Genomic DNA, 12,105 nt, shown 5'->3' with positions numbered 1-12,105 from the left:
TCGCATGAAAAAGGGCCGCACCCTCACGGGATGCGGCCCTTTTTGCGTGCCGATCCGGCTATCAGAATTCCTGCCAGTCGTCAGCCGGCTGGGCGGCTGCGACGGCAGCGCGGCTGCCACCGAAGGCTGAAGCCACCTTGCGGATCATCGCACCGGCCGGCGACGGTCGCGGAGCCGATGACGGTCCGGCAGTCTGCACATGCCTGCCGCTGCCGCCTTCGAAGCGGAACTTCGCAAGCTGGGCGGACAAGGAGCCTGCTTCGGCTGCGAGCTTCTGGCTTGCCGCTGAGGTTTCCTCGACCATTGCCGCGTTCTGCTGCGTCGAATGATCCATGGTGTTGACGGCGGCGTTGATCTCCTTAAGCGCCACGGCCTGTTCCTTGGCGGATTCGACGATCGAGTTGACGTGGCGGTTGATCTCCTGAACCTCCGCAACGATCTCAGTCAGCGCCTTGCCGGTCTCGCCGACCAGGGTGACGCCGGAGCGGACCTGCTCGCCGGAATTGTTGATCAGTTGTTTGATCTCCTTGGCGGCGTTCGCCGAGCGCTGGGCAAGTTCGCGCACTTCCTGGGCAACGACGGCAAAACCCTTGCCCGCCTCGCCAGCACGCGCGGCTTCGACACCGGCGTTCAGCGCCAGCAGGTTGGTCTGGAAGGCGATGTCGTCGATCACGCTGATGATGTTGTTGATCTCGTTCGACGAACCTTCGATCTGGCCCATTGCCGCAACGGCGCGCTTGACGACTTCGCCGGAGCGCTCGGCATTTTCGCGGGTCTTCGCAACCAGCATGCCGGCTTCTTCGGCCCGCTTGGTCGAATCATTGACGGTGGTGGAGATTTCGTCGAGCGCCGCAGCGGTCTGTTCGATCGACGCAGCCTGCTGTTCCGTACGGCGGGCCAGATCGTTGGCGGCACCGCTGATTTCGCGGGCACCGGCGTCGATGGAGAAGGCGTTGCCGCCGATCGCCTTCAGGGCCGCATGCAGTTTTTCAACCGAGTTGTTGAAGTTGACACGCAGTTCGTCCAGCGCCGAACCGAAGGATTGGGTAAGGCGGAATTCGAGATTGCCGTTCGCCATCTCTTCCAGCGCCTGACCGAGCTGGGCAACAGCATGGTTCGTCTGGGCTGCTTCGGCATCGCGCTGGCGGGCCGCCTGTTCCATCTGGGCGCGCTCGGCGGCGGTCCGTTCCGCATCGCTTTCCGCCTGACGTGCTGCCTGCGCGCCGACGGCATCGCGGACGGCGCCGACTGCACGGGCCAGATCACCGATCTCGTCGCGGCGGGCATCGAGTGCCTGATCGCTGTCCAGCTTGCCTTCAGCCATCTGGCGAAGCGCCGCCTGCAGCTTGGCCATCGGCCCAGTGATCGACCGGCTGGCGACGTAGGCGGCGATGATTGCAAGAATCACCGCCCCGGCCAGCGAACCGAGCGCCAGCATTTCGAAGCCGCTCGCCGTCGTGCGGACGTCGCTGCCGACGGACTTGTTGAGTGCTTCCTGGTAGTCGATGAACTTGTTGATGGCACCCAGCCATGAAACGAAGAGCGGGCGCGCCTGCTCCAGCAGGATCTTTTTGGCGGCAGCCTTGTCGCCCTTGTCTTCCAGCGCAATAATGTCCGCGACGAGCGGGTTGGTCTTCGACTGGATGTCGGCGATTTCTGCAAGGATGGTCTTTTCCTGATCGGACGCGCCGGCGGCGATCATATCCTTCATCTTCGCTTCATTGACGGCATAGGCGTCGGCAAGCTTGGCAATCAACGCAACGGCCGTGTGGCGCTCCTCGGCCGTCTCGACCAGCGTCACGTCGCGGATGGCGATGGCGCGATCATGGACGCTGCCGCGGAAATTGATGGCGAAACGCTGCTTGACGCTGTTGACGTCATTGACCTCGGCGAGATCGCTGTTGATCGCGTTGACCTTGGAAACGGATTGCTGGGTGAGAATAAGCATCAGCAGAACGAGAAAGCCGAAGCCGATGCCAAGGCGCATGCCGATACCAAAACGCAGTGCGGATTTCATTTTGAGTCCTCTGCTGGCCGGGGTCACGAAATGAGCACCAGCGACGTTTTCAAATGGGATGAGAATGTCGAAGACATCCGGAGCTGGCCGGGGGTCGGGCGTGCCTTCATGGCAGCAGGCCAAAAATCGGCGCTGTGTGTCCAGTTGTCTTGCTGAACCGGTACATTAGCGATTTGTGGTTAATAAATTGTTTTAATAAAGCGTTAAAACCATGGCGAGAAATTTTGTGAAATACACGCTTTTTGGCTTGTTTCTGTGCTGATAGCGCCGATCCACTGTGAGCACAAATGCGGGTTGCGCCATCCGCGTGTCTTGATCGCGTGAAAGTGAACTTTCAAGCGATTCCCCAAATCTGTTCCGGTTTGGGGAATCGTGCCCTGGGGCTTCCGCTCTATGCGGCAAGCTGAGCTGCGGCGGACATCAGTTCCTGCCGGCTGGGGCTTGTGAACAGGTAGCGCCCCTCGTCGGGGACTTCGGTGAAGCACCAGCGGACGATGCCGTCCCTGTCGAGAAGGAACTCCCCTGTCAGCTGGCCGTATCCGTCGGCCTTCATCTGACGGTCTTCATCTGTGACTTCGTATCCGTCCAGCTTGTCGAGAAATTCGGACGCGGCCATCGGGTCCATCGGCTCGGGCAGTTCGCCGGGGAGATCGACGCGCATGCTCATCATCGTGCCCATGCCGACCTTGTACGGCCATTTGTTCTCGTCCTCGGTGAATTCGAGATTGGGCAGGCCGAAGGCGCGATGCGACACCCGTTCGGGATCGGACGCGGCGAGCAGATTGGGTATCGGATGGTAGCGGAAATAGAGCCGTGCGCGCTCGGTCGGTGTGTTGACGACTGTCAGGCTGTCGATGCCTTGGTCGCGCAGGGGCGTCTCGAGTTCCGCCATCGCCGCGATCTGGCGGCGGCAGAACGCGCAGTGCAGGCCGCGAAACAATCCGACAAGGACCGGTCTGCGGCCACGAAAGTCGTCGATGGCGATCTTGCCGCCGTGAGTGATTGCGTCAAGCACCACATTCGGTGCGCGGTCGCCGGGTTTCAACGGGCTTTGGCTATGGTGGTGGTCCATTGCTGATTTCCTCCGCTAGTCAAGAAACGGCAGTATCACCAGTGTCTTGGGATCGATATCGTGCCGGGCGCAGATATCCTGCGCCAAATCGAAGTAGCGTTCCGCCTCTTCCATGTCGTTGGCGTCGAGGCTGAGCGTTGCCAGGCCATCATAGCACGGAAAGAGCAATTGCGCCTCTCCGGTATCACGAGCGGCCTCGAGCGCCTCAATGTAATGGTGCCGGGCAAGGTCCGGCTGGCCGTGGCATTGATAGATCTGTGCGAGCACCAAGAGCGGCACCGGCAGATGGTCCCGCTGGTCGAGCGCCCGGTCGATCGCCAGCGCTTTGTGAACCGCTGGCATGCCCTCCCGTGCGCAGCGATCGGTGAAGGTGCAGTAGGCGACGGCGATGTTCGTCAGCAGCCGCGCCTGGAAGCCGAAATCGCCGATCCGTTTCGCCATCTCGTAGCCGCGTGCGCAAATCTCGATGGCGAGCGCTGGATCGATGATCGTGTAAAGCACGCCGAGATTGGTATATCCGCGACAGGCGGCATTGAGCTGGCCGCAGCGGAGCGCTGCCTCGACGCTGCGCTCGACTTCCGTGACGGCCTCCCTTGTCTTTCCAAGCCGTGCGAGCGCCGTCCCTTTGGTATTGAGCGCCTGCGCGATCGCCAGTGTGGCTTCGTTTGTGGTTTCCCCGCTGTCCTGTTGCGGCGGCAGCCGTTCGGCGCAGCGCAAAGCCTCGTCAGCCCATTTGATGGCGCTGGCATAGTCACCGGTGCGGAAGGCGAGGTGACCCTGTTCCTGTAACAGATGCGCCTGTTCGATAGGGGCGTTTGCGCCCTCCAGCAATGCAGCGGCCTCGGCAAAACGGCTGCGCGCGGCCTCGCGATTGCCGGAATCGAAGAGCAGCCGGCCGAGTTTGCGTGATATCCGTGCCGCCGCCGTGCGATCGGCCGCGTCCTGGTGCGCCTTGAGCGCGGTGCCGTAAAATTCCATCGCCCTGTCGCGTTGGCCGGCCGGCCCGCAAAGATCTGCAATCCGCTCACAGAGTACGATCCAGGCGCCGTCACGGTGATCGTCAAGCGCGTCAAGCGCCCCGCGGTAGAAGCGGAGCGCGTCGTCATTCGCATAGGCCATGCGAGCTCGGTCGCCGGCGGCCATCAGATAGCTGGCTCCCTTCTGTTTCTGCGCAGAGCGTCCGAAGTGATGGCCAAGCAGGGCGAGATCCTCAAGCCGGTCCGGGTCCTTGCCATATCGCCGTTCGAGGGTCTCGCCGATGAGCCCGTGCAATTCGGTACGCCGTTTCAGGAGCAGGTTGTCGTAGACCAACTCATGGAGCATCGTCTGGCGAAAGCCATAGGAGGGCGCCGAGGTCGTGGTCCCGCCGGCCACCTCCTCGATGATTTCCGCCTCGCACAGGTGATCGAGACCCGTTTCAATCTCGGTCGAATCGGAGAAGACGGCTTCGAGGACCGATGTATCGAATCGTGTACCGATGACCGCTGCCGTCTGGGCGAGCTTGCGCATGGGCGGCGGCAGCCGGTCGATCCTTGCCAGCATGATCGCCTGAACGTTGAGGGGAATGTCGGCCGTGGCCGCCTCGGCGGTTGCTTCCCAGCGTGCGCCGCTGCGCCGCAATCCGCCGACTTCGATCAGGCTGCGTACGATCTCCTCGATAAAGAGGGGGTTTCCGCCGGCGCGCTCGACGATCCGGTCGCAGAGCCGTGCCGGTAGTCCGCCCGTACCAAAGAGGGCGGAAAGCAGGTCATGTCCGTCGGAGGAGGAAAGGGGAGGGAGACGCAGCATCGTCAGGCTGGCCTTGGCAGAATTCAGCCTGTCGGTTTCGAATGCGGGCCTATGAGTGGTCAGCAGCATCAGCCGGTTGCGCTCCAGCCGGTCCATGGCAAAACGCAAGGTCTCAAGGGAGGCGGCGTCGGCCCAATGCAGGTCTTCGATCACCAGAAGCAGCGGTGCCCGTTCGAGCCGGCGCTCGAGGATGGTGCGGATGGCGTAGAAAATCTGCCGCCGCAGTTGCTCGGGCTCGAGGTGTTTGAGCATGCCGCCGGGATCGCCGAAACCGAGAATACACAGGAAGAGCGGGATCAATCGCTCCCTGTCCGCGGCCGCCAGGTCGAGCGCGTCGAGGCCGCTGGAGAGTTGGCGGCGCGCGTCGTCCGTGCTGTCGTTCGCACCGATCTCGTAGGCGCACCGCACGATCGCGGCGAGTGTGCCGTATGATGGCTCGCCGAAAGAGGAGCAGGCCGCCTGACGCACGACAACATCGGCAAAACGGGGTTCGCTCCGCACCCTGCCAAGGAATTCGGTGACCAGGCGCGTCTTGCCGGCGCCGGCTTCAGCAGTCAGCCGTACGAATTGCGTAACCCCTGCGCAAGCGGCATCGAGGCAGCGCAGCAGACTGCCGAGTTCCGCATCGCGACCAACCATCTGCGCGCTGAGCCCGAGTGTGGACAGCCCGCGCGGACTGGCCGCGGCCTCGATGCGGCCGATCAGCCGATGCACCAGCACACCCTCGGTCTTGCCGCGCAATGGCAGCGTGCCGAGCGAGCTGAAGGAAAAGGCATGCCGGGTGAGGCGGTGGGTAACGGGGCCGACGAGGATGTCGCCCGGTTCCGCCATCGATTGCAGGCGCTGCGCAGTGTTGACGGTATCGCCGGTCACCGAATAGGTCTTGGTATTGCCGGCGCCGACGCCCCCGGCCACCACCGGTCCGGTGTTCACGCCGATATGCAGGGCAAGCGGCAGGCTGACGCGGTTGCGCCACCGTTCGGCGATGCGCGCCACCCGGCGGGTCATTTCGAGCGCGCTGTGCAATGCCCGTTCCGGGTCGTCTTCATGCGCCTGCGGCGCGCCGAACAGGGCGAGCAGGGCATCGCCGATAAACTTGTCGACAAACCCGCCAAATGTCTGCACCGCCTCGGTCAGTTCCTCGAACAGTTCGTTCTGCAGCGTCTGGAGCAGTTCAGGGTCGGTGTGTTCGCTCAGCGTGGTGAAGTTGCAAAGATCGGCGAAGAGCACCGTGACGGTGCGCCGGTCGGCATCGGCGTGCTTGTCGGCTCCGGACGGCTCCGGCGAGGCTTCCGTGCCCACGGCGGCTATCGGTGACGGGTGGGGATGGGATTGCCGCGGTTTATCCGTTGCCGGCCGGGCGGTGACCTCCGTGCCGCATTGCGGGCAGAAGGCAAAATCCGGCAGGCAGAGATAGCCGCATTCAGGGCAAGGTCTCGGCTGCTTTGCTCCACAGTTCGGGCAAAAGGCAAATCCGGTTCGGAGTTCACAACCGCATTGAACGCAGTTCATCGCCGCACGCCTCAAGAGCCATTCGCCAACGGGCTCCCTTGAGCGTGGCGGCAACTCCTACCACGACAGATAATGGACCCGATACCAGGGGGTGGCAAGCGGGAAACCCCGCCCACCCGGACGCGGTATCCGGTACTCGCGCTGCGGTGATGTCTGGGATGCCGTCAGATCATTGTCGAAACAGTATCGGCGAGCTGCTGCAGATTGGCGTCGGCCGACGGGCCAACGACCACATAGGACGCGCCGCTCTTCTGCCAGGAAATCATCGCGATATCGTCGCGTATGCTTTCCGTCATCTTCCCGTCGGATGTGCCGGGTTTGCTTTTCAGGAAACAGATGGCGAAGACGTCGCCGTCCTCGTTCTTGTACATCAGCTGCGCCACCGGCTTTCCACCTGCGACGAGCAGTCGAGCGCCTTCGAAGGTCAGGCCGCGCGCGCTCAGGTCTGGCAGAGAGAAGTTCACGCCGACGCTCGATGCAAGCCAGCTCTCGATCCTGGCGTCGCCCGAGGCTGGCACTTCAACGAGATGTTCCGCCGTTTGCCGCGAATAAATACGGTGATAGTCGGCGATGTCGTCGAGCCAGGTGCGGGCTGCGGCCACGTTCATCGACGGGGCGCCGTCATTGCTGGTCCTGCCGATAAGGTAGCCGGTTGAGCTGCCGACCAGCAGCAAGGCGATCGACGCGGCAAGCGCGCGCGGCCAGAGCCGGACCTTCGCCTGGCGCGGTGCGGCGTTGACGACACGCTCGGCTTTCGGATTGACGCCCGGGCCTTGCTTGATCCGACGCACCAGCGACAGCGGAACCGGATCGTGCAGAAACTCTTCGAACGCCTTGTTGCCAAAGGCATTTCCGGATTTCAGCATTTCAAGAAGCAGTCGGGCTTCGTCGTCGCGCGCCACCAACTGTTCCAGTTCCTTGCGTTCCGCTTCGCTTACTTCGCCGTCGAGATAGGCCGACAGACGAACTTCGAGCGCGAGCCCTTTCGTGCTTTGCAACGTTCAGGCCCTCCTTTCCGTCGTCTCTGTAATCATTGCGGCCAGACGCATGCGTGCCGTCGAAAGCCTGCTCATCACTGTCCCGATCGGGATCTTCAAAATATCAGCGGCTTCGCGGTAGCTGTGTCCTTCGACATTCACCAGCACGAAGACGCTCGCCAGCCCTTCCGGCATGGACAGAATCATCTTGTGTAACTGATTGGCGTAAACGGCCTTTTCGCCGGATGCCTCGATCGACAACTCGTCCTGCTCGGAGGCATCGACGGTGCCGCCGCCGGTGCGGACCTTGCGCTTCCTGATTTCGTCGATCCACAGATTGCGTGTCATTGCGTATATCCAGCTTTCCAGCCGCCCTTCGCCGTTCCAAAGGTGGTTGCGGGTGATCGCCCGCTCGCAGACCTCCTGAACCAGATCATCGGCATCGGCGGCATTGCGCGTCAGTGTCATTGCGAAACGGCGCAACTTGGGCAGAACACTGACCAAGTCCCGTCTGAATTCGTTCGATTCTGCCGCTGGACGCATTGCTCTTCCAAAGAAACGTTCCGGAACGGGATTTTATTCGTTCCGGGTCGAAAATACACGCCGGTTGATATGAAACATTTGACCCATGGTCTGCAAGTCGGCAGCCGTCGGGGAGCGCATATTTTGCCGCTTCAAAGGCATTTTCCCAATGCCAGATGAAAGGCCGGGCAACCAGGCCGCCCGGCCGGAGCATGATCAGTAGTGGCGAACGCCGCCCAGCGTTTCCAAGAGGGCGCGGTAGGCCCAGGTGTTTTCGCCGCCGCGGTCGCGAATCTCGATCAACTGTGCCTTTGCCTCTTCGATCTGTCCCTGTTCAACCAAAGCCTGGCCCATGTAGGAGCGGGCAAGGATGTAGTTTTCGTCGGCCTGCAGCGCCCGCTTGTAATAGCTCATGCCAAGCTCCATGCGCCCGGCCTTGCGGTTGGCATAGCCGCGGTAGTTCAGGATGCGGGCGCTGTCCTGGTCCTTGACGGCGTCGAGAACCTTCAGCGAGTTTTCATACTGGCCGGCATAGGCAAGTTCGCGTGCCGCCTTGAACAGGATGTCGTCGTCAAGCCCGCTCTTCTTGGCATCGACGCATTCCTTCTTTTCCTTGTCCCAGACCTTTCCGTCCTTGCATTCCGTGGAGGTCTGGGTCTTTTCCGGAGGAGTCGTGGTGTCCTCACCGGCGGCCCAGGCCCTTTGGCCAAGTGTAAAGGCGCACACGGCAGAAAACAGGGCAATCAGTGCGGTCTTGCGATTGATCATGGTCATCTCCTGGCTTTGAAACTGCTCCCGGAAACCGGATTGCGTGACGTCTGTGATGGCGCCAGCGGTCCTGTCTTCCGATCAGTCCTATGTGACGGATGACGAACGCCGAATATTTCCCCAAGCATAGCGTTTTTTGGCATTTTGGCGAGTAACGATAACGCTTGCGGGATCAGAAGCGCGTGGTTTCGACCAGCGTCACCGAATGGCCATCCATGGTCAGTTCAAACCGTTCGCGCACCAGGTTCCAGTGCCCCGGGCTTCCCGAGATGAAAAACAGGTTGAACCCCGCCGGCGGTTTCTTGCCGCCACGACCTTGAGATGCCGAAGCGATACCGACGACGGGCACTGGTTTGATCTGACCCTTCAGGGAATAAACCGTGTTCAGATGCGTGTGTCCGTGCAGCACCAGCTCGGCGCCGCCGGCGGAAATCGTTGCGGCAAACCTTCGGATGCCGAGCATGCGCTTGTACATCGAGGTCGCGCCGCGAATCGGCGGATGGTGGATCATCACCACGCGGAACAGCCCGGCTTCACCCGCGGCGCGCAAGAGATTGACGGTTTCGCGCGCCTGGCGGCTGCCGAAATAACCGCTGGCGGCGAAGGGAGGCGTGGCGACGGCGGTCGAGCAGCCGATCAATGCCACCTGGCCGCGGACGCGCAGATAGGGATAGCAGCGGAAATCCTCGTTCCACTCCGTCGGTCCCCGTTCGCCGCGCATATAGGGGTACCAGGCCTTGGTGGTCTTTTCGTAGGCGCCCGGCACATAGGCATCGTGGTTGCCGGGGACGATCGAGATGTTTTCCGGGTCGCCGGCTTCCTTCAGCCACTCGGTCATGATCTCGATTTCACGCGAGGAGGCGAGGTTGACCAGGTCGCCGGTGATCGCCAGGTGGTCCGGATCGACACGCTCGATCTCGTCCATGAGCAGATTGAGCGTGTTGCCGACCAGATGGTTGCGTCGGTTGCGGTGCCAGTTGACGAAGCCGGTGATGCGTTTCGATGCGAGTTCACGGTACGAAAGATCCGGCAGGGGCCCGAGATGAATGTCGGAAATATGCGCGAGTTTGAACATAATTTGTACCTAGCGCATATTCCCGAAAAGGGGAATCAGTCGGGGCGCTTTATCCTCGGCCAGACACTGATGAAAGGAACCGGATCGGCATGACGGAACCGCCGCCGGAAATGCGCAGCTGGAAGACGCGGCTCGTTACCCGTCTGATTCACGGCTATTTCGCCTTCGCGCGGGGCATGACAATGGGTGTGCGTGCCGCCTGTTTTGACGACGATGGCCGGGTTTTCCTGGTCAGGCACTCCTACGTGCCTGGCTGGCACATGCCGGGCGGTGGGCTGGAGCGGCACGAAACAGCTTTCGAGGCGCTGGTCAAGGAGTTGCGCGAGGAAGGCAATCTGGAACTGACCGATCCGCCTGAGTTGTTTCATGTCTATTTCAATCGGTTGACGAGCAAGCGGGATCATGTGCTCTTCTATCGCTGCCGCAATGTCCGCCAGACGGCGCCGCGCAAACCGGACCTGGAGATCGTCGAGACCGGCTTTTTCGCGCTCGACGATCTTCCCAAGGATACGACGGCTGCCACGCACCGGCGACTGGCGGAACTTTCGGGTCAAATGCCGCCAGCGGATTTCTGGTAGAATCAGGCCGCCAGTTTCTCGCGTTCATGTTCCATGTCGAGATCAAGCTCCGGACCGGCCGGGACGACGCCGGTCGGATTGATCATCGTGTGGCTGCGGTAATAATGTTCCTTGATATGGCGCAGGTTGACCGTCTCGGCGACGCCGGAAACCTGATAGAGATCCTGCAGATAGCCCTGCAAGTTCGTGTAATCGGCGATGCGGCGGATGTTGCACTTGAAATGGCCGACATAGACCGGGTCGAAACGCACCAGCGTCGTGAACAGCCGCCAGTCGGCCTCGGTGATCCTGTCACCGGTAAGATAACGGCGGGTGGAAAGGCGCTCTTCCAGTTCGTCCAGCACCTTGAACAGGACCGTGACGTTTTCCGCATAGGCTTCCTGCGTCGTGGCGAAGCCAGCCTTGTAGACGCCGTTGTTCACCGCATTGTAGATGCGCTCATTCAGGTCATCGATCTCGCTTCGAAGTTGCTCGGGATAGAAGTCGTCCTTCGAGCCCGTCAGCCCGTCGAAGGCCGAATTGAACATGCGGATGATTTCAGAGGACTCGTTCGAGACCATCTTGTTCTGCTTCTTGTCCCAGAGGACAGGAACCGTGACCCGGCCGGAGTAGTGCGGATCGGCCTTCACATAGACCTGCCAGAGCGCTTCCGAGCCGAACAGATGGTCGACGGTGCCGCCGATCTCGTTCTTGAACTCCCAGCCTTTCGACAGCATCAGCGGATCGACGATCGAGACCGAGATCAGGTCTTCGAGTTTTTTCAGCTTGCGAAAGATCAGCGTGCGGTGCGCCCAGGGGCAGGCCAGCGACACATAAAGGTGGTAACGCCCGGCCTCGGCCTTGAAGCTGCCATCGCCGGATGGGCCGGCCGAGCCGTCTGCGGTGATCCAGTTGCGGAACTGCGCGGCGGCGCGCTTGAAGTGGCCCTTCGTTTCCTTGGTGTCGTACCAGACGTCGTGCCAGACGCCGTGAACCAGCATGCCCATCATCGATCTCCTGCGGCGGGGGTGCCGCCTGTTCGTGTATTGGTTGCCCTGTAGATAGCCTGTCGTGGCGGCGCACATTAGCCTGCAAATGCTGAACAGTGCGTTTTGGGCTTTGACAGCGGGCGTTTTTCTGCTATCGGGCCTCCCAGCCTTTTTCATGCAACCGGATTCACATTCGATGTTCTTTCCAGGAAACCCGCGACGACGCTGATGCCGAAAACGCCTTGGGCGTAGCCATCACCCCTATACGTCTCGCATGCACGGTTTTCTGATGTTTATGAAAAAGCACGACCTCGTCTATTTGACCGAAGACGCGTCCCATGACGCAGCAATTGAAATCATCAATGAAGAAGCCTTCGGTCCCGGCCGGTTCGCCCGCGCCGCCGCGCGTATCCGCGAGCAGGGACCGCACGACCTGTCGCTGTCCTTCGTCTGCGCCGACGACGGCGAAACCATCGCTTCGGTGCGGATGACCCCGGTTCTTGCCGGTTCCGTCAAGGGCCATCTGCTCGGGCCGCTTGCCGTACGGCCCTCGCACAAGAACCGCGGCATCGGCCGGGAACTGGTCCGCATCGCCGTCGAAGCGGCGCGGCGCAAGGGCTCGGAAGGCGTCATCCTGGTCGGCGATCCGCCCTATTACCAGCCGCTCGGGTTCGAGAAGGTGGCCTATGCGGCGCTGACTTTCCCGGGACCGGTCGATCCGAACCGGGTCCTCGTCGTGCCGATGGGAGAGGATGTGCACGCGCGGCTGAAGGGCGAAATTCGCTGGCACGGATGATCACCCGGAAAAGCGAAGGGGGCGATGACGCC

Annotated in this window: 10 protein-coding genes; 2 read left to right on the top strand and 8 right to left on the bottom strand. The window is 61.6% G+C overall.

Translation table 11 applies throughout. The annotated features are described in order from the left end of the window. Nucleotides 1-61: 61 nt before the first annotated feature. From WI754_RS19875 to WI754_RS19845, 7 genes are all read right to left on the bottom strand, one after another. Nucleotides 62-2,017 carry a methyl-accepting chemotaxis protein gene (locus tag WI754_RS19875; RefSeq protein ID WP_349435155.1) on the bottom strand — a complete coding sequence of 652 codons (1,956 nt, stop codon included), beginning with the start codon at nt 2,015-2,017 and terminating at the stop codon, nt 62-64. 391 nt (nt 2,018-2,408) lie between these two features. Further along, nucleotides 2,409-3,089 carry a redoxin domain-containing protein gene (locus tag WI754_RS19870; RefSeq protein WP_349435154.1) on the bottom strand — a complete coding sequence of 227 codons (681 nt, stop codon included), beginning with the start codon at nt 3,087-3,089 and terminating at the stop codon, nt 2,409-2,411. 15 nt (nt 3,090-3,104) lie between these two features. Further along, nucleotides 3,105-6,389 (bottom strand): adenylate/guanylate cyclase domain-containing protein, encoded by a 3,285-nt coding sequence (locus tag WI754_RS19865; RefSeq protein ID WP_349435153.1) that lies wholly within the window; start codon nt 6,387-6,389, stop codon nt 3,105-3,107. A 164-nt stretch (nt 6,390-6,553) separates the two neighbouring features. Next, complete coding sequence (locus tag WI754_RS19860; protein WP_349435152.1) at nt 6,554-7,387, bottom strand: anti-sigma factor; 834 nt, start codon at nt 7,385-7,387, stop codon at nt 6,554-6,556. Between the two features lie 3 nt (nt 7,388-7,390). After that, nucleotides 7,391-7,909 (bottom strand): RNA polymerase sigma factor, encoded by a 519-nt coding sequence (locus WI754_RS19855; RefSeq protein WP_037127137.1) that lies wholly within the window; start codon nt 7,907-7,909, stop codon nt 7,391-7,393. Between the two features lie 195 nt (nt 7,910-8,104). After that, complete coding sequence (locus WI754_RS19850; protein ID WP_349435151.1) at nt 8,105-8,662, bottom strand: tetratricopeptide repeat protein; 558 nt, start codon at nt 8,660-8,662, stop codon at nt 8,105-8,107. A 166-nt stretch (nt 8,663-8,828) separates the two neighbouring features. Next, nucleotides 8,829-9,731: a metallophosphoesterase gene (locus tag WI754_RS19845; protein ID WP_349435149.1), complete on the bottom strand. Its 903-nt coding sequence runs from the start codon at nt 9,729-9,731 to the stop codon at nt 8,829-8,831. A gap of 89 nt (nt 9,732-9,820) precedes the next feature. Here WI754_RS19845 and WI754_RS19840 point away from each other — a divergent pair, with 89 nt between their 5' ends. Beyond that, complete coding sequence (locus WI754_RS19840; RefSeq protein ID WP_349435147.1) at nt 9,821-10,309, top strand: NUDIX domain-containing protein; 489 nt, start codon at nt 9,821-9,823, stop codon at nt 10,307-10,309. Between the two features lie 2 nt (nt 10,310-10,311). Here WI754_RS19840 and WI754_RS19835 read toward each other — a convergent pair whose 3' ends face one another. Beyond that, nucleotides 10,312-11,295, bottom strand: a complete 984-nt coding sequence (locus WI754_RS19835) for a glutathione S-transferase family protein (protein WP_349435146.1) — start codon at nt 11,293-11,295, stop codon at nt 10,312-10,314. Nucleotides 11,296-11,572: 277 nt separating this feature from the next. On the opposite strand from WI754_RS19835, the gene WI754_RS19830 reads away from it, so the two are divergent. Next, a complete protein-coding gene (locus WI754_RS19830; RefSeq protein WP_113005775.1) occupies nt 11,573-12,073 on the top strand; it encodes an N-acetyltransferase in 501 nt (166 codons plus the stop codon). Nucleotides 12,074-12,105 lie beyond the last annotated feature (32 nt).

It is taken from the genome of Pararhizobium sp. A13, assembly GCF_040126305.1.
GTDB lineage: Bacteria > Pseudomonadota > Alphaproteobacteria > Rhizobiales > Rhizobiaceae > Pararhizobium.
The sequence above is the reverse complement of the archived record's forward strand: the minus strand, read 5'-3'. Positions and strand labels throughout refer to the sequence as shown.

Excerpts from the sequence above, each read along its gene's own strand:
- WI754_RS19835 (WP_349435146.1), bottom strand. The coding sequence starts at position 11,295 with ATGGGCATGCTGGTTCACGGCGTCTGGCACGACGTCTGGTACGACACC.
- WI754_RS19855 (WP_037127137.1), bottom strand. The coding sequence starts at position 7,909 with ATGCGTCCAGCGGCAGAATCGAACGAATTCAGACGGGACTTGGTCAGT.
- WI754_RS19845 (WP_349435149.1), bottom strand. The coding sequence starts at position 9,731 with ATGTTCAAACTCGCGCATATTTCCGACATTCATCTCGGGCCCCTGCCG.
- WI754_RS19840 (WP_349435147.1), top strand. The coding sequence starts at position 9,821 with ATGACGGAACCGCCGCCGGAAATGCGCAGCTGGAAGACGCGGCTCGTT.
- WI754_RS19865 (WP_349435153.1), bottom strand. The coding sequence starts at position 6,389 with ATGAACTGCGTTCAATGCGGTTGTGAACTCCGAACCGGATTTGCCTTT.
- WI754_RS19830 (WP_113005775.1), top strand. The coding sequence starts at position 11,573 with ATGAAAAAGCACGACCTCGTCTATTTGACCGAAGACGCGTCCCATGAC.
- WI754_RS19875 (WP_349435155.1), bottom strand. The coding sequence starts at position 2,017 with ATGAAATCCGCACTGCGTTTTGGTATCGGCATGCGCCTTGGCATCGGC.
- WI754_RS19870 (WP_349435154.1), bottom strand. The coding sequence starts at position 3,089 with ATGGACCACCACCATAGCCAAAGCCCGTTGAAACCCGGCGACCGCGCA.
- WI754_RS19850 (WP_349435151.1), bottom strand. The coding sequence starts at position 8,662 with ATGACCATGATCAATCGCAAGACCGCACTGATTGCCCTGTTTTCTGCC.